The organism is Geomonas terrae (assembly GCF_004791675.1).
Classification (GTDB): Bacteria; Desulfobacterota; Desulfuromonadia; order Geobacterales; family Geobacteraceae; genus Geomonas; species Geomonas edaphica.
Map to the genome: position 1 here is coordinate 399,446 of NZ_SRSC01000004.1, position 22,956 is coordinate 422,401.

Consider the following 22,956-nt stretch of genomic DNA (forward strand, 5'->3'; position numbering starts at 1 on the left):
GAAGCACTGCACGAGACCCAGCGCTCCCCCCTTTGCGAAGGGGGGACGGGGGGGATTTGCTTTTTGCTTTCCGGTTCCCGTCGGATGAACTGGATTTCAGTAGTTGCTTTCCTCTTGGACGAGACCACCACGGCTGTTCGGGCTTCAGTCATTTCCTTGTGCAGCGTGGGCGATCGCCGCGTCAGCAGGTGCTGTTATGGTCTGGCCAAGCAAGGCAAATCCCCCCTGTCCCCCCTTCGCAAAAGGGGGGGACGCCGGGGCTGGTGCAGCGCTTCGTAGCTGGAGGTCCTCCTAAAGCCCCTAAACTCTATGGGACAGCCGAATGAAGCAAAATTTTGCGGAGGAACCGATGACAAAGTACTTAAAGGTCGCCCGCCTTTTCCGGCGACAGTGGACAATGGCCCTGGTGGCGGCCTTCGCGGTGTTTCTGCTCGCGCCGTCGCTCGTGGGATGCGCTACGGCTCCGGCGGCGGAAACAGGCGCGCGCTCCTACCCGACCATCGTGATGTTCGTCGGCAGCGGCTGAAGCTACTGCGAAGAGGTGGAAAGTTATTTCACCACAAAATCAATCCCCTTCACGGTACGCGACATACGCAAGGACCCGAGCGCACGCAAGGAGTGGCGCGAGCGCTACGGCGGCGAGATCGTGCCGACCATCGTATTCGACGGCGGCAAACGAATCGTCGACGGCTGCGACATCCCCGCCATCGAGCGCACCCTGCGAGAGCTGGCACCCGCCGCACCCGCCTCACGATAAGGCGGCCTCACCAGCCATCCACTACCGCCGCTTCTTCACTCCCCCGTTCATGGATTTTCCACCAGTCCCCTCTCCCCCGGGAGAGGGTGCCCGAAGGGCGGGTGAGGGCTTTGCCTAGAAGTTAGGAGTTGCAGCTACCGGCGCACTCACCCTGCCCCTCTCCCGCCTGCGGACAGTAGCCTACGGTGGGCGAAGGCCCGGAGGGATAGGGGATGTGGACGTCGGTAGCGGGCTGTCAACCCACCCCAAAGGGGTATGCCCGCGGGCATACTATGCCTTTCGTCATACCGACTGCTAAGCCGCTGTAGTTTCGCACCTTTCCGCACCACAACCGCCGTCCCTATTCCCGCGGGCATACCCCTACGCCTGGACACGTCACTCCTCTGCGCCCCTTAACCACCTATAACTACAGCACTTATCCAAACCAAATCCCCTTGGCATCCCCGATGCTATGTACAGGTCATGGACGCGCGGACGTCCGACCATCTCAGAGGGGAGAATCATCATGTTCTGGCTGGAATTCGCAGTGGTACTGGCAGCAATCTTCGTAGGGGCCCGGCTGGGCGGTATCGGCCTGGGCGTTCTCGGCGGCCTCGGACTCGCCGTCCTCACCTTCGTGTTTCACCTGCAGCCTACCGCACCGCCCATCGACGTCATGCTGATGATCGCCGCGGTGGTCACCGCCGCCGGCGTCTTACAGGCGGCCGGGGGGCTCGACTACCTGGTAGCACTCGCCGAACGCATCCTCAGGAACAACCCGGACCGCATCACCTTCCTGGGACCTATGGTGACCTACTTCTTCACCCTATTCGCCGGTACCGGCCACGTCGCCTACTCGGTGCTGCCGGTAATCGCCGAGGTGGCGCGCGAGACTGGGGTCCGCCCGGAACGCCCGATGTCCATCTCGGTCATCGCATCTCAGCAGGCCATCACCGCGAGCCCGATCGCCGCGGCGACCGTCGCGCTCCTGGGCCTTCTCGGCGGGTCCGCCGCCAAGTTCGGCTTCAACGTCGAACTGATAGACATCCTAAAGGTCTGTATCCCCTCCACCTTCATCGGCGTCATCATCGCCGCTTTCATCTCCAATAAGCTGGGTAAGGAACTGGACCAGGATCCGGAATACCAGAAGCGCCTGCAGGAGGGAACCGTTCCCCCGCCGCGCACCGCCCACACCGATACCGCCAAGGTGAACGAGGCGATCAGGAACACCCCGGCAACCGCCAAGATCGCGGTCGCCCTCTTCCTGCTCGGCACCATCCTCGTGGTCCTTTTCGGCTCGTTCCCGCAGATGCGCCCCGAGTGGAGCGTCGGTAGCGACACCCGCATCAGCCACATCGTGGTGAAAAGCGAGTCCGAGGCGAAAGAGGTGCTCGCCCAGCTTAAATCCGGCGGGAGCTTCTCAGATGTCGCTAAGCAGTGCTCCATCGACGCCACCGCGACCACCGGCGGCGACCTCGGCTGGCAGGCGAAGGGGAAAATGATCCCCGAGTTCGAGAAAGCGTGCGCAAAACTGAAGAAACCGGGCGAACTGACCGAAGTGATAAAGACGCCCTTTGGCTACCATATCGTCAAGTTCGACGACAAGCGCCCCGCCCAGAACAAGGAGAAGATGGGGATGCCGCATGTGATCGAGATCGTCATGCTCTCCATCGCCGCACTCATGCTCCTTCTCTGCAAGGTGAAGATCCACAAGGTCGCCGAGGGGAGCGTCTTCATCGCCGGGGTGCAGGCGGTCATCGCCATCTTCGGTATCGCCTGGATGGGTGACACCTTCTTCCAGGGGAACATGGACTTCCTGAGCGGCTCCATCAAGGATATGGTCACCACCGCGCCGTGGCTCTTCGCCTTCGCCCTCTTCGTCCTCTCCATCCTGCTCTACAGCCAGGCGGCGACGGTGCGGGCCCTCATGCCGCTCGGTATCAGCCTCGGCATCCCGGCGCCGTTTCTCATCGCCATGTTCCCTGCGGTGAACGGCTACTTCTTCATCCCGAACTACCCGACCGTGGTCGCCGCGATCAACTTCGACCGCACCGGCACCACAGGCATCGGCCGCTACGTCTTGAACCACAGCTTCATGATCCCGGGGCTCGTCGCCACCTTCTCATCGATAGGCATCGGGTTCGTACTGGCAAAGCTTATGTTCTAGCCGGCCCCATGCCCATCCCCCTCGCCCCCTGGGAGAGGGTGGCCGTAGGCCGGGTGAGGGCGGTGCCATAAGCAGCAAATCGAATTTCAGGGCAGATCAGCGCAGACAACAGACGCCCTCACCCCATCCCTCTCCCAGAGGGAGAGGGAGAGTGGACAAAGGAGTTAAGAGCAATGAAAGCAACAACCGCAGAGCTTAAAAGGCTGAGCACCCAGATTACAGAGAACCGTTCCTGGCTCATGGAACAGTTTCCCCCTTACTTCTTCATCGCCATGAAGGACGAGCCGGAGGCGATGGCCCTTCTCGAGCGCGAGATGGGAAGCCTCGCCCAGAATCGCCGCCTCGTGCTCGCCGACCGGGAGAAATGCCTGATCCAGGCGCTCCCCAACGTGCCGGGCTCCCTGTACGACACGCTGCGCCGCATCCCCGAGCGCGAGATCTCGTACGCGATGATCGGCCACTCGGAGAACCCGCTCCCCGGAAGCGACCGCACCCTCGAAATCCAGCGCTTCGAGTTCGACAGAAAAAGCAACAAGGAGATCCTTGAGGGGGGCGGAACCGAGGTTCCTTCCGCGATACGGTCCAAAGTGGCCCAGGCGCTGCGCAAGAGCTACCCTGACTTCGCCATGGCTGACCTGGACCGCCTCCTGCGCATCATCTGGCTCAACAACGAGAATTACGTCCGCATGGCGTGGCCCGAGCGCCTGGCCCAGGTACTGAACCTCTATCAGAAAGGGAACCAGGCCGGAGGGCTCTACCTGGACGTCGAGGAGATGGAGGGGGGCAAGGAGTCGCGCATCCACTTCGCCGTCGCCAACCCGCCCCAGCACGACTTCCTGCTCCAGGTGATGGAGGTGTTCAACCGCCTCGACCTCGGCGTGAACCGCGCCTACTGCCTCACCATTTCCAACGGCGTGCACCCGATCTTCCTCGGAACCTTCTACGTGCGCCGCCGCGACGGCGAGATCCTCTCGCGCGGCAGCGAGCTCTTCAGCCTGTTGAGGGACGAGCTCTGCAACACCCAGATCCTCGCCACGAATTCCCACGCCTACCGCGACTTCGTCACCAAGGGGACCTTCAGCGGACGGCAGGGTTCCCTCGTGAACGCCTTCATCGCCTTCTGCCACACAAACCTCGCCCATAACCAGCCGGACCGCTTCGGCCTGGACGACGTGAAGAGCGCCTTCTTCTCGCACCCCGAGATCGCGCTGCAGATGACCGAGCTTTTCTCGGTGCGCTTCGATCCCGCAGCCGCCGACCGTGAGCTGATATATCCGAGCGCCCTCGCCGAGACCGAACAGGTCGTGGCGGGCTACAACACCGGGCACCGCTACCTGGACGAGGTGCGCCGCGCTATCTTCCGCTGCTGCCTCATCTTCATAAAGCACACCCTGAAGACGAACTTCTACGTTGCGGAGAAACAGGCGCTCGCCTTCAGGCTCGACCCCGCTTATCTCACCGAGCTCGGCCGGGAGTTCACCTCGGATCTTCCCCCCGCCCTCCCCTTCCGGGTCACCTTCTTCTTCAGCCGCTTCGGTTTCGGCTACCACATAGGCTTCTCCGATATCGCCCGCGGCGGCTGGCGCACCGTGATCGCGAGAAACGGCGACGATTTCATCACCAACGCGAACACCATCTTCCGTGAGAACTTCGTCCTCGCCCACACGCAGCACCTGAAGAACAAGGACATCTACGAGGGGGGATCCAAACTCGTGCTGATCCTCGAAGCGGGGGACCTGCAGAGAAGCGGTGAGCGCGACCTGGAGACGCTCAGGCTTTACAAGCTGCAGTACGGCGTGGCGAACGCCTTCCTCGACATCTTCGTGACCCAAAACGGCGTGGCGAAACTCCCTGCGGTGGTGGACTACTACCGCGAGGACGAACCGATCGAATTAGGCCCGGACGAGAACATGCACGACTCCATGATTGAAAGCATCGCGCGCATCTCGAAAAACCGCGGCTACCTCTTGGGCATCGGCATCATGTCCAGCAAGACGGTCGGCATCAATCACAAGGAGTTCGGCGTCACCTCGACCGGCGTGGTCCGCTTCGCCGAGATCACCATGGCCGACCTCGGCATCGACATGGTGAACCATCCCTTCAGCGTGAAGTTCACCGGCGGCCCCAACGGTGACGTGGCAGGTAACGCCATGCGCATCATGCTGGATCGCTACCCCCGGATGCAGATCCGTCTCATCCTGGACGGCACCGCCGCACTCTTCGATCCCAAGGGGGCGCGCCACGAGGAGCTCTCCCGCATCCTTCTGAAGGAAGACCTGGACGCCTTCAACCCGAAAGCGCTGCACGAGGGGGGCTTCATGCTCTTCAGAAGCGGCAGCCGCACCGAGGGCCTTAAGACCCTGTACCGCAAGGCGACCATGAAAGCGGACGGTTTATTCGAGGAGTGGATATCCATCGACGAGTTCTCCCGCCTCTTCGGGGAACTCATCTTCACTACCGAGGCCGACCTCTTCATCCCCGGAGGGGGGCGTCCCGAGACCATCGACGCCAACAACTGGGAACGCTTCTTCCTGGCCGACGGCACCCCCTCGGCACGCGCCATCGTGGAGGGGGCCAACTCCTTCATCACGCCCGAGGCGCGCATGCAGTTGCAGAAGAAGGGGGTCATCATCATGCGCGACGCCTCGGCCAACAAGTGCGGCGTCATCTCCTCCTCCTACGAGATCATCGCTAACCTGCTCATGAGCGATGCCGAGTTCCTCGCTGACAAGGAGGAGTACGTGGCGGGGGTGATCGCCATCCTCGAGAAGCGGGCGGCCGACGAGGCGCGGCTCATCCTGAAGCGCCACCGCGACAACCCGGTCCTGCCGTGCACGGAGATCTCCGACGCCATCAGCACCGAGATCAACGGCCACTACGCGCGCCTGTTCCGCTTCTTCCAGGGGCGCCCGGAACTCCTCAGCCAGCCACCGTTTCGCCGTGCGGTGCTCGCCCACCTGCCGGTGCTCATCGCCGACAACGCGCGCTACCGCCGCAGGATCGCCACGCTGCCGCAGAAGTACCTCTGCGCCATACTCGCCGCTGAGCTCGGCTCCTCGATGGTGTACCGCGGCGACCAGGAAACCGACTTCGAGGACATCCTGAGACTGCACATCTCGAGAAACTTCCCCGCATAACCGACGTCACCTCCCCCTCCCATCCCCGGGAGGGGGAGACCAACGGACGCAGCACCAGTGAACCCGCCGGCAACGGCGGGTTCACCCGTTTGTGCAACCGTTTTTTGCTGTTATCATTAAGTCGCCCGAGGCTCCTCGACGGCGCTTCATAACTCAACATTTCCGCCAAAATGCCGATGAGCGGTGCATCACCCCTGTCCCGCCGGAGGAAGTTGTGCCGAAGACGAGTTACTCCCCGCCCCAGCAAGATCGCACCGACAACCGGTCGGTCGCACTACGCTACAGCATCGTGCTGTTCGCCATCTTCCTGTTCGTGTTCACACTCATCGTCTGGTTTACCGAGGGAAATAACGAAAGGGCCAAGGAAAGCGACCTTACCTCCCGCACCAGGACCTTCAGCGGCTCGCTTCAGATAACCCTTGAGGGGAACAAGAGCTACCTTGAGATGCTCGCCTTCGAGCGGAGTTCTGGAAAGCTCAATGCCAAGCTGTTCCAAGAGAGGGTGAGCCAGTACGTGCAGGCCCACCCCGAGCTGATCAACGTCACCTGGGTCGACGCCGACTTCACCATCACCGACGTAGCACCGCTTGCCCCCAACCGTCAGATCGTCGGCCTGCAGTTGAACCTCCCGGAGCCCAAGCGGGCCTCCCACTTGGCCTGCGAGCAGCGGAAGGCGGTTTATACCCGTCCTTTCGAGGCGATCCAGGGAAGACCATCCTTCGAGATCTGGGTCCCGGTCTACCGGGACGGTACTTTCCTTGGACTCTTCGGAGGGGTGTACTCCTGCGACCGGCTGCTGCAGCAATTGATCTCGCAGACCCGCCCCCGCCTCTACCACTTAAGCATCTCCGACACCAACGGTCGCATCCTCGCCACCTCTCCGCAGCGCGACACCACGGACCATCACGCCATCAAGGAGGTGGCGATTACCGACGAAACGAGCGGCGTCATGCTACGGGTGCAGCGCTACACCAGCCGAGTCGACTGGCGTTTGAGCCTCCTCAAAGCCCTTTCCCTGGTCCTCGTGTCCGGCATGGGATACGCCCTGTGGCAGCTAAAGCAGGAGATCGACGAGCGCAGAAGGGCCGAGGAAGAGGTGAAGCAGAAGGCTGTGCAACTCGAGGAAGAGATCACCGAGCGGCAGGCGGCCCAGGAAAGCCTGCAGGAACAGGCCGCACAGCTCGAGGAGGAGATCTCGGAGCGCTGGCAAGCGGAGGAGGCGCTCAGGGAAAGCGAGGAACGGCTGCGGCTTCTGCTCGACTCGACCGGCGAGGCGATCTACGGCATCGACCTCGAGGGGCGGTGCACCTTCTGCAACCGCGCCTGCGTCAGGATGCTCGGCTACCAGAGCGCCGAGGAGCTCCTCGGCAAGAACATGCATGATGTGATGCACCACAGCTACCCCGACGGCCGCAAGATGCCGGAAGCGGAGTGCAAGGCGCACAAGGCCATGATGCAGGGCAAGGTCGGTCACGTCGAGGAGGAGGTCTTCTGGCGCTTGGACGGCAGCAGCTTCCCGGTGGAGTACTGGTGCTATCCGCAGGTTAAGGAGGGGAAGGTGGTGGGAGCCGTGGTCGCCTTCATCAACACGACCGAGCGCAAGCACCTGGAGGAACAGTTCCGCCAGTCCCAGAAGATGGAGTCGATCGGTCGTCTGGCGGGCGGAGTGGCGCACGACTTCAACAACATGCTGAGCGTCATCTCCGGCGCCGCGGAACTTTCGAAAAGAAAGCTCGAGGACGGCGAGCCCGTGGGGCAGTACCTGGAGCTCATCATAAACGCGGCGCGCCGCTCAAGCGACATCACCCGGCAGCTCCTTGCCTTCTCGCGCAAGGAGGTGATCTCGCCCAAGTCGGTGAGCCTCAACCGTCAGATCGAGGAGGCAAACCGGATCCTGCTGCGGCTGATCGGCGAGGATGTGCAGCTCGCCTTCCATCCTGCGCAGGAACTCTGGTGCGTGCTTATCGACCCTTCGCAGGTGGACCAGATCCTGATCAACCTCGCGGTGAACGCCCGTGACGCCATGCCTGAAGGGGGAAACCTCACCATCGAGACGGCCAACGTCCAGGTCACCAGCCAGTACGCCTACCTGCACCCGGACGCGCGCGCCGGCGAGTACGTGCGCCTCACCGTGAGTGATACCGGCTGCGGCATGGACAAGGCCACCGCGGCGCACATCTTCGAGCCCTTCTTTACCACGAAAGGGGCGGGCAAGGGGACCGGTCTCGGGCTGTCCACCGTGTACGGCATCGTGAGCCAAAACGGCGGCTTCATCAACGTCTACAGCGAACCGGGCGAGGGGGCGGTGTTCCGGATCTATCTGCCGCGCCTGCCGGAACAGGGGGAAAGCACCGAGGGGGGCACGACTGACGAGCAGCAGTTGCAGGGTACGGTTCTCCTCGTGGAGGACGAGGAGATGCTTTTGTGGCTCACCACGAGACTGCTGGAGGAGATGGGGCTCAAGGTGATCCAGTCGCAGACCCCGTTTGAGGCGATGGAGATCTGCCGCGACAGGCGCTCTGAAATCGACATGATCCTGACCGACGTGGTGATGCCGGAAATGAACGGCCGGGAGATGGTTGCGCGCATCAAGGAGTTCGCGCCCGAGGTCCGCGTGCTGTTCATGTCCGGTCACACCGCGGACACCGTGGTGCAGCGGGGCGTGATGGAGTCGGGGATGCACTACATTCAGAAGCCCCTTGAGATGGAAAAGCTCCGGGAGAAGATCAGGCAGGTGCTGGCGTAGTTTGCCGCGGTGCTGCACAACCCGCAGGAGACAGGTACCCGATGAAGATCGAAAAGTACCAAAACGGAGAGCGGGTCACTATTTCGCCGGGAGAGCTGTACGTAACCGGCGGCCCCTGCGTCATCTCCACGCTTCTGGGCTCCTGCATCGCGGCGTGCCTCTACGACCCGGTACGGCGCATCATCGGCATGAACCACTTCATGCTGAGCAACCCGCGCTATTCGAAGGAGCTCCCCCTCAACATAACCGACGCGGGTCGCTACGGCATCCACGCCATGGATCTATTGATCAACGCCATGATGGCCCAAGGGACGGACCGGCGCCACGTGAGGGCCAAGATTTTCGGCGGGGCCACCATCATCAACCCGGAAAGCTCCAAGGATAACTTCTTCTGTGTCGGGCAGGTGAACTGCCGCTTCATCCTGCAGTACATGGAGAAGGAGAGGATTCCCGTTGAGGCCATGGACATCGGCGGGGACTTCGGCCGGGTGATCCACTTCTCCAACGGGGACTTCGCGGTGCACCGCAGGAAAGTGGACTCAAGGCGCAGCGACAAGCTCGCCCAACGCGACCGCTACTGCTGGCAAAAGGCGATCGAGCAGCAGCAAGAGGCACTCACCGAGATCGAACTCTGGTAGAAGGAAGGAACGTGATGAAAATGTACAGGTTGAAGCAGGAACAGCTGCTGCCGATGCCCATCGAAAGGGCATGGGAGTTCTTCGTCCACCCGGCGAACCTGCCGCTCATAACGCCGCCGGACCTGGGCTTCAGGATCACCGGTGAGTTGCCGGACAAGATGCACGCGGGGATGATCGTCACCTACACGGTCACCCCCTTTTTAGGCCTCGCCGTCAACTGGGTCACCGAGATCACCCACATGCACGAGCACCACTTCTTCGTGGACGAGCAGCGCTTCGGGCCGTACCGGCTCTGGCACCACCAGCACATCTTCGAAGAGACGCCGCAGGGGACCCTGATGACCGACATAGTACACTACGTGCTCCCCTTCGGGCTCCTGGGACGGCTCGCCGCACCGCTTGTGACGCACCGGGTCCGACAGATCTTCAACTACCGCCACGTGGCGCTCGCCAGGGAACTCGGCTTCCCCCCCGGTTCCGCTTCGCAGGCGGAAGGAGCCTGAGCTCTTTCCACCATCCCCTCTCTGCACCGTCACACCCCTGCTGCTGCCGGCTCCCTTGGCGCATCCGGTGCCGCCCGGCACACTGCACATTTTTTAGGCAAAAAGGTAAAAAACTGCGATCTACGGCAGGATATCGGGACGATTCAGAAACTTATCCACAGTTTTTTCCACCAAACTGTGCATTGCCAAGCCGCATCCACCTTGATTCCGGCAGGATCGCGGGAAACTTATTCACTTTTCAAGCCTTTTTCGCACCGGCGACATAATATTGACAAATATTAATTCACACCCGCCAATCCCGCATATTTGAAGATGCTTCGAATTTCGGGGGATACGCCGTCCTCCTCATCCCTACAAGGCCGCTCGCCGCTTGAGTTCGATGTTGCGCAAGAGGCTGTCGTAGTGACGCGTCAGACGCTCCACCCCTTCGTCCTCCAGTTCATGGGCCAGATGGTGCAGGTTCACCCCCAGGGTGCAGAGGTTCTCCAGGAGGACGATGGCCTCCTGCACGCCGTCGTCGAGCCGGCAGACGGATGCGCCGTGCTCACGAAAGGCGGCCAGCGTGGCAGGCGCCATGAGCTGCACCGTGTCCGCACCGACGAGTGCCTCGGAATAGGTGAGGTCGAGGTCGCCGGCGCCGGAACTCGCCCACACGAGCCTCTGCGCCCGCCCACCACGCGCCGCGAGAACGCGATAGCGGTCATTGCCGTGGATCTCCCGGTTCACGCAGCGCAGCGCCTTGGCGATGGCGATGGCGGCCTTCCCCTTCAGCACCTCCGCAAGGGACCTCTCCGCGTTCTCCCCCCGGGCGAGGCTTGAGAGGAGCGGTTCAAGCAGGCGGTCGATCTGCATGAGCGGCAGCTCAACCACCGAGGTGACGCACTCAAGCGGCAGCCCCCGGGCGGCCCGCTGCGCCAGGGCGTCCAGGTAGGCGTCTGCAACGGCGCGGTATCGGGGCACGCTGAAGACCAGGGTGACGCAGACGCTTATCCCCTCGCGCACCAGTTGGCGCAGGGCGGCCACCCCTTCCAGGGTGCCGGGGATACTTATGTAGAGGTTGGGGCAGTCGGCGGTATCCCAAAGACGCCGTGCCTCGGCAACGGTTGCGCCGGCATCTCTGGCAAGACGGGGGGAGACCTCGAGGGTCGCAAATCCCTCTTCCCCTTTTGACAGCTCGTAGACTGGGCGCAGCAGTTCGGCGGCAAGACGGGCATCCTCGGTGAGGAGAGCCGCGCAGATATGGGTGGCGCCAAGCCCGCGCCGGGAAAGGAACGCGATCGAGGCGTCGTAATCACTACCGGCGGCTACGAGCCGTTCCAGCGACGCAGCGCTGGAGGCAAGCCCGCTCACGCCGTCCTCCTGCACCAGCGCAGCGAGCTCACCGGAGAGGAGCATGCTGCGGCCGATGCCGTCAAGCCACACGCTCTGGCCGCAGCCGCGCAGCCTCGTGATCGGCGTATCTCTCATGATCGCTCCTTACCGGCAGGGAGCATGAGGCGCCTTCAGCACCCCCGAATCACGCCCCCCTTCCGATCAGCTGCAGGGCAAGCCTGCAGACGTTGTCCACGGTGAAGCCGTATTCGGAGAGCACCACCTCGCCAGGCGCGGAGGCTCCGAAACCCTCCACCCCCAGCACCGCGCCGGCACTCCCCACGTACCTGTGCCATCCAAGCGGGCTTCCCGCCTCGATGGCGAGCCTTGCCGGGACCTCCGGGGGGAGCACCGATTCACGGTACTCCCGGGGCTGCTCGTCGAAGAGCTCCCAGCACGGCATCGACACCACGCGCGTCGCGATCCCCTCTTCCTGGAGCCGGTCGCGCGCCCGCAGCGCGAGGGAGACCTCGGAGCCGGTGGCGATGAGGATGAGCCGTGGCGTGCCGCCGTCCCCTTCGGCCAGGACGTAGCCGCCGCGCAGCACGCCTTCAGCTGCGGCGCAGGTCGCCCGGTCCAGGGTGGGGACCGCCTGGCGCGACAGGACGAGCGCCACCGGCCGGTTCCTCGTCTCGAGCGCGGCCCGCCAGGCAAATGCGGTCTCGTTGGCATCGCAGGGGCGCAGCACCAAAAGACGCGGAATGCCCCTGAGCGACGCGACATGCTCCACCGGCTGATGGGTCGGGCCGTCCTCGCCCACCGCGATCGAGTCGTGGGTGAAGACGTGGATCACCTTTAGATCGGACAGGGCGGCCAGGCGCAGCGAGGGGCGCAGGTAGTCCGAGAAGGTGAGGAAGGTGGCGCCGAAGGGGAGGATCCCTCCGTGGGCGGCAAGGCCGTTCATGACCGCGGCCATGCCGTGTTCGCGCACGCCGAAGTGGACGTTGGCGCCCCCCCTGCCCCACACGCCCCCGACGGCACCCTGCCGGTCTTCAGGCTGCCACGCCTCGCTCTGGAAGTCCCCCTTGCCGGCAAGCGCGGTCACCGTGGAGGGGTTCAGGTCGGCGGACCCGCCGAAAAGCTGCGGCAGGCGGGAAGCGAGTGCGTTCAGCACCTTGCCGGACGCGGCGCGGGTCGCCATCCCCTTCGCGTCGGCGGGAAATTGTGGGAGCACCTCCTCCCACCCGGCGGGGAGCTCCCCGGAGATGGCGAGGGCAAGTTCCGCCGCCTCTTCCGGGTACTGCGCCGCGTAACCCTCTCGCAGCTCCTCCCACGCGCCCTGCCGCGCCCCCCCCTGCTCTAGCGCCTCCCTGAAGCGCGCAAGCGCCGGTGCAGGGACGAGGAAGAGGGGCTCGTCGGGCCAGGAAAGCCGCTTCTTGGCGGCAAGCACCTCTTCGGCCCCAAGCGGCGCGCCATGGGCCTCGAAGCTCCCCTCTTTTGCCGGAGAGCCGAAACCGATCCGGGTACGCACCATGATGAGCGACGGGCGCTCTTCTTCCGCCCGCGCCGCCTCGAGCGCCTCCCCGAGTGCCGTCAGGTCGTTGCCGTCCTCCACCTCCAGGACCTGCCATCCGAAGGAGCGGAACCTCCCGGCACGGTCCTCGGAAAAGCTGAGCGAGGTGGAGGCGGCGAGCGTGATGCTGTTGTCGTCGTAAAGGCAGATCAGTTTCCCGAGGCGCAGGTGCCCGGCAAGCGACGCAGCCTCCGAGACCACCCCCTCCATGAGGTCGCCGTCACCTGCGATGACGTAGGTGTGATGGTCGACCAAGCGAAATCCGGGACGGTTGAAACGCGCCGCCAGATGCGTCTCGGCCATGGCCATGCCGACCGCGTTGCCGAAACCCTGCCCCAGGGGGCCGGTAGTCACCTCCACCCCCGGTGTCACGCCGCGCTCGGGATGCCCTGGGGTGCGGCTTCCCCACTGGCGGAAGCGCTGCAACTCCTCCATCGGGAGGTCGTAGCCGGTGAGATGCAGGAGCGCGTAGAGGAGCATCGAGCCGTGCCCGGCGGAAAGGACGAAGCGGTCTCGGTCGAACCACCCAGGATCGCGCGGGTTGTGCTTCAAGAACCTGCTCCAGAGCAGGTACGCCATGGCGGCGGCCCCCATGGGCATCCCCGGATGGCCGCTGTTTGCCTTTTGCACGGCGTCTACCGCGAGAAAGCGTAGCGTATTGATGCAGAGTTCATCGGTCTCGGTGGCGGGTGCGATAAGGGGATCCTTGCTCATGGCGCTGCTCCTTTAGCCTTGACGGTCTCGGAGCATCGGCCGGTTCCACTCCCGCACCTGGCGGACCGCTGTGGGCGGCCCGGAAACGGTCGGCAGGAAAGCCCGGTCGGCTCCTGCCATGAATATAGCAAGTCATTGAGCAAAGTTAAACCATGTCGCTCGTGCTCTATGACAATGAATCATGCAACAGATACTGTAATGGATGTGTCTGTGACTGATAAAGGCCGGAAACGTCGGCCTAGTCGGAGTCATCGGTGAAGCGAAGGGCATCCTCATCGCAGCGCTCCCCGGCGACATCGAAGCAGGAGACGGAGCGGTCGAGGGCACACCAGACGTCCTCGGCGAACCTGAGCCCCACCGCCTGCGTGTTCTCCTCGAGGTAGCGCGTATGCTTGGTCCCGGGAATCGGGACGATATCGCCGCCGCGCCTTAGGATCCAGGCCAGGGCGACCTGGGCCGGCGTCGCGTCATGGGTGCGGGCGATCTCGTCCACCATGGAGACGAGCGTGAAGTTGTGCGTTAAATTGCGGGCGAAGAAGCGCGGGTTCTTGCGGCGCCGGTCGCACGGCTCCAGGTCCTCCGGCGTCCGGATTTTCCCGGCAAGAAAGCCGCGCCCCATCGGGCTGTAGGCAACCATGCCGATGCCGAGCTCTCGCAGTACCGGTATGAGCTTTTCCTCCGCCCCGCGCTCCCAAAGCGAGTACTCCGCCTGGACCGCGGAGAGCGGGTGCACGGCGTGGGCACGCCGTACCACGCGCGGCCCCGCCGCCGAGAGCCCTATGTGGCGCACCTTCCCTTCCTCGACCAGCCGGGAAAGCGCCCCCACCGTTTCCTCCACCGGGACGGCGGGGTCAAGGCGGTGCTGATAGTAGAGATCGATGTAGTCGGTCCCGAGCCGCTTGAGCGACCCCTCGACCGAGCGGCGCACCTGGGCGGGGCTGCTGTCCAGACCGATCAGTTCGCCGTGCGGCCCGAAGCGCCAGGCGAACTTGGTCGCGATAACGAGCCTCTGGCGCGGCACCTCTTTCAGGAGGAGCCCCAGGAGCTGTTCGTTGCTGAACGGGCCGTAGTTCTCGGAGGTGTCCCAGAAGGTAACCCCCAGTTCCACGGCGCGGCGCAGCACCCTTATCGATTCGGCATCGTCCCGGTGCCCGTAGCCGCAGGTCATCCCCATGCAGCCAAGGCCGATGGCAGAGACCTCCAAACCGTACTGTCCCAGTTTCCGCTTGTGCATTTTCACCTCCCCTGCCAGGCACCTGCCGCCCAACAAAAATAGCCCATGCGTGATGGGCTATTTCTGCGGCGATTCACAGGCTGCCGAAGGCCAGGGTGCTTGAGATGAGCGGGGTTCCCTGGCCGTTTCCATGGCTATTTCTGAATCACGCAGTCGATGATGGCGTTGATCCTGCGGTTTTGCGCACGCCCTTCGGCTGTCTTGTTGTAGGCGATGGGACGGGTTGCGCCGTACCCCTTGGCGGAGAGCCGGGAGCGTTCGATGCCGAAGTTCTTCACCAGGTAGTCGACCACGTTCTGGGCACGCTGCTGAGAGAGCTTCATGTTCTGCTCGGGGGTGCCGGTGCTGTCGGTATGCCCCTCGATGACCGCGGTGGTCGTGGTGTAGCGCTTCATGTAGTCGGCCACTTTGGCGATCTCGTCGCGGTACTGCGGTTTCACATCCGCCTTGCCGGTATCGAAATCAAGCACGAGCGACATGCAAAGGCGCTGCGGCGGCGGGAGCTGCTGCACGTCGAAGGCGCAGTCGATGATCGCCTCGATGCGGCGGTTTTTCTGTTTCCCTTCCTCGGTCGCGTTGTCGGCGATGGGACGGGTGAAGCCGTACCCCTTGGCGGAGAGGCGTGAACGGTCGATGCCGTACTGTTCCACCAGGTAGTTCACCACCGCCTCGGCGCGGCGCTGCGAGAGGTCCATGTTGTGGTTGTAGGAGCCGACGTTGTCGGTATGTCCCTCGATGACGGCGGTGGTGGTCGGGTATTTCTTCATGAAGTTGCCGACCTGGGTGATCTGGTTACGAAGGTCATCGCGGATGATCGCCTTGTCGATGTCGAACTCGCCCTGGAGCGTGATGCAGTACTTGTAGTGCCCGGGAGTGGGTTCGGTCGCGGCGGCCGGTGCGGGTTGCGGCTCAGGCTCGGTGGCAGCCTTCTGCTCGGCAGGGCCGCCCGGTGCGGCGGTCGCCTTGGCAGGGGCCATGGCCGCCTTTTTCCCACCCATCACGAAGGAGAGACCGAGGCTATATTCCCAGTTGTTGGCGATGTTGTCGTCGAGGTCCTTGTTCTGGAAGTCGAGGATGTGGCGGGCGTCCAGCCTCAGGGCTAAGTTGTCGCCCATGAAGAACTTGAGGCCGCCGCCGGCGTTGAAGGTGCCGTCATGCGAGTTGGGGCCGTCGTACCTGATGGTGGTCCCGCCGCCGCCGACCGCTACGTAGGGTACGAACGCGGTCCTCGGCATGAAGTTCCAGAGGAGGTCGAGGCGATAGGAGTAGATCCCGAAGTGCCGGTCGACGCTGGCGTACTGCCCCTTCATGTAGCTCCCCACGAGCTCGGTGCTGAAGTGGTCGGTCCAGTCATAGCCAAGCCGCAGGCCGCCCATGAGGCGGTGTTCCTTGAGCCATGACTGGTCGTCGTCGTCAAAAACGTACCCGCCGACGAAGGGGGAGATGCTGAATGCCCCCGCCCGTTCCCCTGCCTGCGCCGTACCGGCAAACGCCATCACGGCCAGGACCATCATGCAGATAAAGCTGGTGACTCTTTTCATCGCAGCCTCCTTGTTGAGGAGCACCCGCTGGTACAGGCCTCCTGCCAATTTTTAGGCCCCGCCCGCGGCGAGCGCCCCTAGCCCGGCCCTCGCCGGCGTGGATTGATCGCTACCCGATGTTACAGCCGGCGCCTTCGGGAGCGCCGGAAAAATTAACGCATACCAATATAACGTCCTTCGCCCCCCTGTCAACTCCTGCAAGGCTTTAGGGGTGCGCGGCTCAAGAGAGCGCCGGTAACGGCTACACCCCTCGGTTGCGGGTCATCTCCCGAGCGGCGAGGCGCTCCTCCGCGGGGAGCCCGGCCTTAAGGTACTCCAGCACCCCCCCGGTGAGGGCGCGCGCCTCGATCCCCGCCTCCTTCAGCCGCAAGGCAAGCTCAAGGGCGGGCTCATCCCCCGGGACCGTGGCGCAGATGACGACGAGTCGGTCGCGCGGCAGCTCCGGAAGGTGCCGCAGCACATCGTCGAAATTGGCCACGAGCGCGCCGCGCACCTTATGCACCGAAAGCTCGACATCCCCCGGGTGATGCAGCTCGATAAAAAAGAGCGGCTCGCCTTCCTTGATCCGCTCCCAAAGCCAGTCCACCGACACGGCAAGTTCCCTTTGCATGGCGTCCTCCTAGTTGTCCTCTCCTTCGTCCCCCGCCTTCTGGTCCACGTGCTTCGGCGGGACCTGGCGCCTTAGGACCAGGTAGACGAAGAGGCCAATGGCCAGGATGATGAAGAGGGTGACGCTGATGGCGAAGGTTCCGAAGGAATGCTGTTTCACCACCGTGACCGGCGCGTTCGCCGGGGCCTGGGTCTGCGTCTGCAGTTGCGCGCTAGCCATAACCTCCTCCTTTGACACCGTTTTTTCGCCGCTTGCCCGCGGCGCCCCACAGGCACCACACAAAAATAACTGAGCGAATTTTAATGTCAATAAACCAATATTTCTTTTTTTGATAAGGATGGACGCTGCGGACCGCGGTGGAGAGAGGTGGAACGGGCAGGTTAACGGCTGCGCCATGAAAGAAAACTCACTGGGCTTCGGTGTCGGAAACGTTTACCATTCAAACAGATGCAACGTTCCCAACCGAGTTCAACGAAGAGGAAAAAATGGACGTTACCTCGAAGATAGATCAGGCGAAGTCGGCCCTCCCCGTGGAAGGGAGAATGGAAACCCCGCTGCGCCCCCCTGCCAAACGGCAGCAACCTCAATCGGCCAAGCAGGAAGACGTGGTGGAGCTCTCGTCGTCCCTGGCGGGTATCTCGACACAGGAGTTGGACCGGGATCAGGCCCGGCGCGTAGCGGCGATCAAGGCGCAGCTCGACGCGGGGAGTTACCGGGTGGACACGCGCATGGTGGCGCAGAAGATGCTTACCGATGGCGCAGGCCTCTGATCGCCCCCCCTCTCAACCACGAATAAAAAACGGCGCGCCACGAAAGTGACGCGCCGAACTGTTTCTACCACCGGGCGTCGGGCGGCGCCCGACGCCCTTCCCGTTAAGCCGCCTTGCAGCGAAACCAGCCTGCCATACCGGAAAGTTCCTCAGCGATCTGCCGCAGTTCCGACGAAGCGCGCCTCACCTCATCGGTGGAGTGCTCCGACCTCCTGGTGATGTCGGCCATGCCATCGACGTTGGCGGATATCTCCACCATGGCGGTTGATTGCTGCTCGGCCGCGGCCGCGATCCGCTCCGCCATCTCGGCACCACGGTTCGAGGCGGCCAGGATCTCCTTGAGCGAGCGGCTCGCCTCGCCGGCGCGGCGCACACCCTCCGTGACGTTCTCGTTGCCGGCGCGCATGGCGCGCACGGTGCGCGAGGTTCCGTCCTGGATCTCCCGGATCATGGCGGCGATCTCCGTGGTCGCCTCGGTGGTGCGCGTGGCGAGCTTGCGCACCTCGTCCGCCACCACGGCGAACCCCTGCCCCATCTCCCCCGCCCGAGCCGCCTCGATGGAGGCGTTCAGCGCCAGAAGCGAGGTCTGGTCGGCGATGTCGTTGATGATGTCGACGATGGAGCCGACCTGTTCCGAACGCTCACCGAGGTTGTGCACGAGGGCCGCCGCCTCACGCACCGAGCTCGCGATCTGCTCCATACCCTGTGCGGTCCCCGCGACGATCTCGCCCCCCTCTTGCGCGGTCGTGAGCACCTGCTGGGACGCCTCGGACGCCTGGGCGGCGCTTCCCGCCACCTCGTTGATGCTCTGCGATATCTGGCCTACCGCGTCCGCCGACTGCTCCGTCGCGATGGCCTGCTCTCGGGCTCCCTGCGCCAGTTCCTCGGCCGTGATGGAGAGATGCCGGGAGTGATCGGCAAGCCTGCCGATGGAGCCGGCAAGCGCCCCGGTGATCTCGCCAAGTTTCGCGGAGGTCTGGTTGAAGTGCAGCGCCAGGGCTCCGAACTCGTCCTTGCGCCCGGCGTCGAGCTTGCCGCTGAAATCGCCGCTGCCGAACCCCTCGGCAAGTACGGTGAGTTCCCGTATCGGCGTGGTGATGGAACGGGTCAGAAGGATGCCGGTCACCAGGCTGAAGACGATCATCGCGCCCCCCAGAAGTGCCACCACCAACACGAAACCTTGCACCACGCGGTTCACCGAGGCGACCGCCTTCTCCTGTTCGGTCTGGGCCGCCGTCACCCCGTCTTTGCCACGCTCATTTTGCTGTGCCACCAGCTCCTTAAGCTTTTTGTTCAGGGCACCCGCCTGGCTGCGCACCTGGACCACCTGCTGCAGCTTCGCCACAACGCCCTCTTTGGAGAGGAGCTGCCCCTTGATGCCGGCAAGGTTCGCCTGCACGCCGCGCAGGACGCCGAGCTCGGGACTGCGGCTCCCAAGCTGCGCCGCCATGCGCTTCTCGATCCCCTCGGCGGCCGCGAACCTCGCCTGGAGCTCCCCGGTGACCTGGGCAATCTCCTCATTTGTCCGCGCGGCGAAGAGCTCCCTGATGTCGCTCTTGATGTCGAGCCCTAACGAGAGGAGGGTGCCGTTCAGGGCAAGGATGTCCCCCGCCAGGTTCGATCCTTTCAGCGAGTCATCGTGGCTGCGACTTTCCTGCTGGTACTTGCCGGTCGCCAGGGTAACCGACTGCTCGATCTCGATCACCGCGCCCGAGAGCTTGGCCGATACGTTCTGCGCCATCTGCTCGTACTCGGGTGAGGGCTCCCCCCCTTTGGAGAGCACGGCTCCCTTCAGGTCCAAAAGCCCCTGGGGCCCGTTGACGAGCCGGCGCGCCTCTGCCGCCATTTCGGCAGGGACCTTGACACCGGCATCCCCGGCCACGACCAGGCGGTTCTTGCCGAACTCGTTCAACGCCGCGTCGAGTTTGCCGCGTGCGATGATCACCCCCTTTTTACCGTTGGCCTTCAGGAGCTCGGAGAGGGCGTAGTTCGCGTCCTTCAGGTAGTCCCGCGCCGTGGTGAGGCTCATGAGTTTTTGGGTGATATCGCTTGCCGAACCGCTGGAGGCCGAAAGCTGCCGGGCCGAGGTCTTCTGACGCTTCTGGATGGTGACGTCAAGCTCGGACAGCTTCCGCGTGATCTCCTGGAGTTCCCGCTTCATCGCGAGGTCGGCCTGGCGCGCCCCCTCCTCGGCCTTGAGCCGCGCCTGGGTGGTGGTGAGCATCTCGGAGGTGAGGCTTTGCAGCCGCTCAACTTCGCCGCTGGCGCCGTCTCCCCCCTCCCCACCCTTGAGGATCGCCAGTTCACCGCTCACCTTGTGCAGATCGGAGAGGGTCCGCTCACTTGCGCTGCGGGCGGCGGCCAGGGCATTCACGTCCACGGCGAAGGCCACCTCGGCGAGATTTGCCGTGTGCTCCTGCAGCGAGCGCTGCATCTCAATGGTCTTTAGCTGAAACGGGGTGGAGCGCTCGGTCAGGATGAAGAGCTTTCCCTGAACGAATTTCATCCCCAGCAGGCTCACCCAGCCGATGATGGCGATACCGGCGAGAGTGAGCAGGGCGTTGCTGATAAGCTTCGTCTTTATCGTCATGTAAAGTTACCGTTTCTCTGTCTGAAGGCCTGAGCGACTATTTCTTCACGTAGTTTTGTCCGTCGCCCTTGATGTAGTCGAGAACCTTCTGCGCCCTGGGTGAGGGCTGGCCGTTGGTGATCGCGATGATCGGCATGGTGAGGGCTGGGCTCTCCACCACCTTGACCGTCGCGTCGGCGAGGCCGTGCGGGTCGATGCCGACCGCCTCGGGGGTCGCCGCCACGCTCTCCTTGATCTTGACGTAATTAGTGGTGTCGAGGATGTCCTTGGCGACCTCGGCGCCGTCCAGGATCTCCTTTTTGAACTGGGCGTTCTGACCGGGAGTCGCCTTGCCCCAGACGACGATGATGTCCTTGTCGTCGCCGCCGACCTCTTTCCAGTTGCTGATTTTCCCGGTGAAGATCCCCTTCAGCTGTTCCTTGGAGAGCTGCGCCACCTTGTTGGAGGGATGAACGAAGATCACGGTACGGTTCAACGCAACCTGGGTCACCATGAGGCGGGCACGATCCACCTTGACCCCGTCCTTCTCGGCACCGCTGACCATCGACTCGAGCGGAACCGCGCCGGCCGCGATGTCGAGTTTGCCGTTCAGGAGGTCGACAAGACCGTCCTTCGGGGTGGACTGCAGCACCAGCAGGGTGTCGCCCGTCGCCTTCTCGAAGGGGGCCTTAACCGGGGCGAAGACTGCGGCCATGGAGGCGCCACCTCCCCCTACCTTGATATCCTCCCCGTAGGCTGCCGCCGCAGCCAGCACCACCAAACCGCACACCATCGCCTTAAGCATAGTTTTCATTAAGTACCTCCGGGATTTTTTTCGGTGTATCGACAGATAGCCGGGAAAACCTTAGTAAAAAAATCGACAATATCGGTATACAGAAGAAATTGTGCGGAATGGTGGTGCGGCGGGATGCGCGACCCAGGGGACTGACTCAGTCATCCTGGACAGCCTGCTAGCTTCAACCGCCGCCGGGCTTCGGCCCGCAGGCGGAAGAGAGGCCCGGTGTGAGGACATTGGCAGATGCAACACCTAACTTTGCGGCAACGCCCTCACTCGCCCTCCGGGCACCCTCTCCCGAAGGGAGAGGGATACCGGCGGAAACAGCGCGGCAGGGTTGCTAATCCGATCAATATGCGTTGGTTAAGGCAGGGGGAGCTTGGCGGGATCGAACTCGATGTGCTGGTAGTCGGGGAAACGCCAGCCTCCACCCCAGGTGAAGCCGCGCTCTTTGAACGCGGCTAGAAGCGGGTCTGCCGGCTGCAACATGCCAGGCAGGCGCTCATTGCGGGCGAGGTAGGGAGCCGAGGCGGCGGGAAGAACGCGGCAGAGGGCGGGGTTGCCGAGGCAGAACTCGAGCGCCGCGGCGCCCCCGTCGACCCGGGCGCCCTTTTCCCTTCCCGCCTCTTCCAGCATGAGATAGGGGTTCTGCAGCGGGTTTATGTCGAGCGCAGCGCCGTAGCTGTGCCGCGAGAAGACGCCGGCCTTTCCCGGGACCTCCCGGCAGTTGAAGGCGGAGCTGTTGTTGGCGGCCATGGAACGGAAATCGTCGGCGTCGAAGGCGTCGATGAGCTCCATCCGCTCGATCGGGAACCGGCCGTTGTAGCCGTGCTGCAGCGCGTCCATGAAAAAGGCGGCAAGCGCCTGGTGCACCACGAGCTCACCGTAATGCCGCGCGCCGTCGAAACCCCAGAACGAGGTGACCAGGTAGGCCAGCTCCTGCAGGGGAACCGGACACTCCGGACGCCAGGCCCCTTTTTCCTGCATGCGTGCCGAGACCTCCGGCGGGAGGGTGACCGCGGCCGCGAAGAAGCCGCTTCCCTGCCTGAGCGCCAGAAGGCGCGCCCCCTCCGAGAGCCGCAGCTTTAAAACTGGGGGGAGATCGGCGGGGAGCACGCTTTTCACCCCGTCGGCCGCGACCGCGACGGCCGAGGGGGTGCCGATCACCACCTGCGGCCTTTTTTCCGGATCAAGCCACTGCATCACCTGCACCAGGTCCGCCTCAGGCATCGAAACGCATCCGGCGGTGCCGGCGCCGGGCGCGCGCTCGACGTGGATGAAGATGGCGCTCCCCATCCCACGCACCACGGGTTCGCTGTTGTAGTCGACGGCTATCGCGTAGCGGTAGAGGGGATCGGGGCGTAGAAGCTCCTCGAAGGAGGAGGCATTCGTGGCGCCACGCACCACCCAGCGGTTGTAGTCGGGGGACTGTGCGTCGTCGACCCAGAGGTCCTGCGCGTCGACCTGCCGGAACGGGAAGCGCCAGCTGACGGCGGGTACCGAGCCGAAGGCGCGGGTGAGCGGGAAGATGCCTGAAGGGGTGCGGCCATCCCCCTCGCGCTTTTCAAATGGGGGAGCCACCCCGTTTCTACCGAGGTTCACCGGGACCTGCGGGAGGGCCTGCTCCCATCCGGTCAGGGTGTGCTGCACCGGGTACAGAAACGCCTGCGGGCGCCCGGGCGTCCCGGGGTCCACGTAAAGGAGCTGCCCGCTGTCGGTTGTGGAGGCGATACCGTTGAGGCTCGCGCCGATATGCCGGGGAAGCTCCATCTGCGGGCCGCACCCGGCAATACTCAGGACCGCGAGGATGCAACCGGCAGCGATGGACCACCAACTTTGTTTCATGAGCCGCTCCTTTTCTAGACGTTAGCGACGTCTATACGATTTCGGAGCGCCGAAGGCAAGAAAAAT

General features: G+C 63.7%; 17 protein-coding genes. 8 read left to right on the forward strand and 9 right to left on the reverse strand.

The genetic code is table 11. The features are described from left to right. The first annotated feature begins 349 nt into the window (after positions 1-349). From E4633_RS21005 to E4633_RS17380, 7 genes are all read left to right on the forward strand, one after another. The gene (locus E4633_RS21005; RefSeq protein ID WP_407925464.1) at positions 350-526 is read left to right on the forward strand and encodes a hypothetical protein; all 177 of its coding nucleotides are present in this window, start codon (positions 350-352) and stop codon (positions 524-526) included. A 15-nt stretch (positions 527-541) separates the two neighbouring features. After that, the gene (locus E4633_RS21010) at positions 542-757 is read left to right on the forward strand and encodes a glutaredoxin family protein (RefSeq protein WP_407925465.1); all 216 of its coding nucleotides are present in this window, start codon (positions 542-544) and stop codon (positions 755-757) included. Positions 758-1,262: 505 nt separating this feature from the next. Further along, positions 1,263-2,903: an anaerobic C4-dicarboxylate transporter gene (locus E4633_RS17360; RefSeq protein ID WP_135872077.1), complete on the forward strand. Its 1,641-nt coding sequence runs from the start codon at positions 1,263-1,265 to the stop codon at positions 2,901-2,903. Between the two features lie 173 nt (positions 2,904-3,076). Continuing rightward, positions 3,077-6,040, forward strand: coding sequence for an NAD-glutamate dehydrogenase domain-containing protein (locus E4633_RS17365; protein ID WP_135872079.1), 2,964 nt, complete (start codon positions 3,077-3,079; stop codon positions 6,038-6,040). A gap of 214 nt (positions 6,041-6,254) precedes the next feature. Next, positions 6,255-8,786 carry a hybrid sensor histidine kinase/response regulator gene (locus E4633_RS17370; protein WP_135872081.1) on the forward strand — a complete coding sequence of 844 codons (2,532 nt, stop codon included), beginning with the start codon at positions 6,255-6,257 and terminating at the stop codon, positions 8,784-8,786. A 41-nt stretch (positions 8,787-8,827) separates the two neighbouring features. Continuing rightward, on the forward strand, positions 8,828-9,424 hold the full coding sequence (locus tag E4633_RS17375; RefSeq protein ID WP_135872083.1) for a chemotaxis protein CheD: 597 nt from the start codon (positions 8,828-8,830) through the stop codon (positions 9,422-9,424). A gap of 14 nt (positions 9,425-9,438) precedes the next feature. After that, positions 9,439-9,927, forward strand: coding sequence for an SRPBCC family protein (locus tag E4633_RS17380; RefSeq protein ID WP_135872085.1), 489 nt, complete (start codon positions 9,439-9,441; stop codon positions 9,925-9,927). Between the two features lie 351 nt (positions 9,928-10,278). Here the strand turns inward: E4633_RS17380 and E4633_RS17385 are convergent, their stop codons facing one another. The 6 genes from E4633_RS17385 to E4633_RS17410 form a co-directional block, all read right to left on the reverse strand. Next, entirely contained in the window at positions 10,279-11,394 is a 1,116-nt protein-coding gene (locus tag E4633_RS17385; protein WP_135872086.1) for a transaldolase family protein, read from the reverse strand. Between the two features lie 49 nt (positions 11,395-11,443). Next, a complete protein-coding gene (tkt, locus tag E4633_RS17390; protein ID WP_135872088.1) occupies positions 11,444-13,525 on the reverse strand; it encodes a transketolase in 2,082 nt (693 codons plus the stop codon). A gap of 238 nt (positions 13,526-13,763) precedes the next feature. Next, the gene (locus tag E4633_RS17395; RefSeq protein WP_135872090.1) at positions 13,764-14,759 is read right to left on the reverse strand and encodes an aldo/keto reductase; all 996 of its coding nucleotides are present in this window, start codon (positions 14,757-14,759) and stop codon (positions 13,764-13,766) included. Positions 14,760-14,893: 134 nt separating this feature from the next. After that, positions 14,894-16,300: an OmpA family protein gene (locus tag E4633_RS17400; protein WP_135872092.1), complete on the reverse strand. Its 1,407-nt coding sequence runs from the start codon at positions 16,298-16,300 to the stop codon at positions 14,894-14,896. 241 nt (positions 16,301-16,541) lie between these two features. Next, on the reverse strand, positions 16,542-16,910 hold the full coding sequence (locus tag E4633_RS17405) for a rhodanese-like domain-containing protein (protein ID WP_135872094.1): 369 nt from the start codon (positions 16,908-16,910) through the stop codon (positions 16,542-16,544). A 9-nt stretch (positions 16,911-16,919) separates the two neighbouring features. Next, complete coding sequence (locus E4633_RS17410; protein ID WP_135872095.1) at positions 16,920-17,129, reverse strand: hypothetical protein; 210 nt, start codon at positions 17,127-17,129, stop codon at positions 16,920-16,922. A 266-nt stretch (positions 17,130-17,395) separates the two neighbouring features. Between E4633_RS17410 and E4633_RS17415 the strand changes: the two genes are divergently transcribed. Further along, positions 17,396-17,680, forward strand: a complete 285-nt coding sequence (locus E4633_RS17415; protein WP_135872097.1) for a flagellar biosynthesis anti-sigma factor FlgM — start codon at positions 17,396-17,398, stop codon at positions 17,678-17,680. Between the two features lie 103 nt (positions 17,681-17,783). Here E4633_RS17415 and E4633_RS17420 read toward each other — a convergent pair whose 3' ends face one another. The 3 genes from E4633_RS17420 to E4633_RS17430 all read right to left on the reverse strand — a co-directional run bounded on the left by E4633_RS17420 (position 17,784) and on the right by E4633_RS17430 (position 22,890). Beyond that, on the reverse strand, positions 17,784-20,270 hold the full coding sequence (locus tag E4633_RS17420) for a methyl-accepting chemotaxis protein (protein ID WP_135872098.1): 2,487 nt from the start codon (positions 20,268-20,270) through the stop codon (positions 17,784-17,786). Between the two features lie 37 nt (positions 20,271-20,307). Continuing rightward, positions 20,308-21,063, reverse strand: coding sequence for a substrate-binding domain-containing protein (locus tag E4633_RS17425; protein ID WP_135872099.1), 756 nt, complete (start codon positions 21,061-21,063; stop codon positions 20,308-20,310). A 345-nt stretch (positions 21,064-21,408) separates the two neighbouring features. Beyond that, on the reverse strand, positions 21,409-22,890 hold the full coding sequence (locus tag E4633_RS17430; protein ID WP_135872101.1) for a M15 family metallopeptidase: 1,482 nt from the start codon (positions 22,888-22,890) through the stop codon (positions 21,409-21,411). Positions 22,891-22,956: the final 66 nt, after the last annotated feature.

What these genes read in the sequence shown, in the direction of transcription:
- E4633_RS17400 (WP_135872092.1), bottom strand. Translation starts at nt 16,300, where the DNA reads ATGAAAAGAGTCACCAGCTTTATCTGCATGATGGTCCTGGCCGTGATG.
- tkt (WP_135872088.1), bottom strand. Translation starts at nt 13,525, where the DNA reads ATGAGCAAGGATCCCCTTATCGCACCCGCCACCGAGACCGATGAACTC.
- E4633_RS17410 (WP_135872095.1), bottom strand. Translation starts at nt 17,129, where the DNA reads ATGGCTAGCGCGCAACTGCAGACGCAGACCCAGGCCCCGGCGAACGCG.
- E4633_RS21005 (WP_407925464.1), top strand. Translation starts at nt 350, where the DNA reads ATGACAAAGTACTTAAAGGTCGCCCGCCTTTTCCGGCGACAGTGGACA.
- E4633_RS17405 (WP_135872094.1), bottom strand. Translation starts at nt 16,910, where the DNA reads ATGCAAAGGGAACTTGCCGTGTCGGTGGACTGGCTTTGGGAGCGGATC.
- E4633_RS17380 (WP_135872085.1), top strand. Translation starts at nt 9,439, where the DNA reads ATGAAAATGTACAGGTTGAAGCAGGAACAGCTGCTGCCGATGCCCATC.
- E4633_RS17420 (WP_135872098.1), bottom strand. Translation starts at nt 20,270, where the DNA reads ATGACGATAAAGACGAAGCTTATCAGCAACGCCCTGCTCACTCTCGCC.
- E4633_RS17430 (WP_135872101.1), bottom strand. Translation starts at nt 22,890, where the DNA reads ATGAAACAAAGTTGGTGGTCCATCGCTGCCGGTTGCATCCTCGCGGTC.
- E4633_RS17415 (WP_135872097.1), top strand. Translation starts at nt 17,396, where the DNA reads ATGGACGTTACCTCGAAGATAGATCAGGCGAAGTCGGCCCTCCCCGTG.
- E4633_RS17385 (WP_135872086.1), bottom strand. Translation starts at nt 11,394, where the DNA reads ATGAGAGATACGCCGATCACGAGGCTGCGCGGCTGCGGCCAGAGCGTG.
- E4633_RS17365 (WP_135872079.1), top strand. Translation starts at nt 3,077, where the DNA reads ATGAAAGCAACAACCGCAGAGCTTAAAAGGCTGAGCACCCAGATTACA.
- E4633_RS17395 (WP_135872090.1), bottom strand. Translation starts at nt 14,759, where the DNA reads ATGCACAAGCGGAAACTGGGACAGTACGGTTTGGAGGTCTCTGCCATC.
- E4633_RS17425 (WP_135872099.1), bottom strand. Translation starts at nt 21,063, where the DNA reads ATGAAAACTATGCTTAAGGCGATGGTGTGCGGTTTGGTGGTGCTGGCT.
- E4633_RS17375 (WP_135872083.1), top strand. Translation starts at nt 8,828, where the DNA reads ATGAAGATCGAAAAGTACCAAAACGGAGAGCGGGTCACTATTTCGCCG.
- E4633_RS17360 (WP_135872077.1), top strand. Translation starts at nt 1,263, where the DNA reads ATGTTCTGGCTGGAATTCGCAGTGGTACTGGCAGCAATCTTCGTAGGG.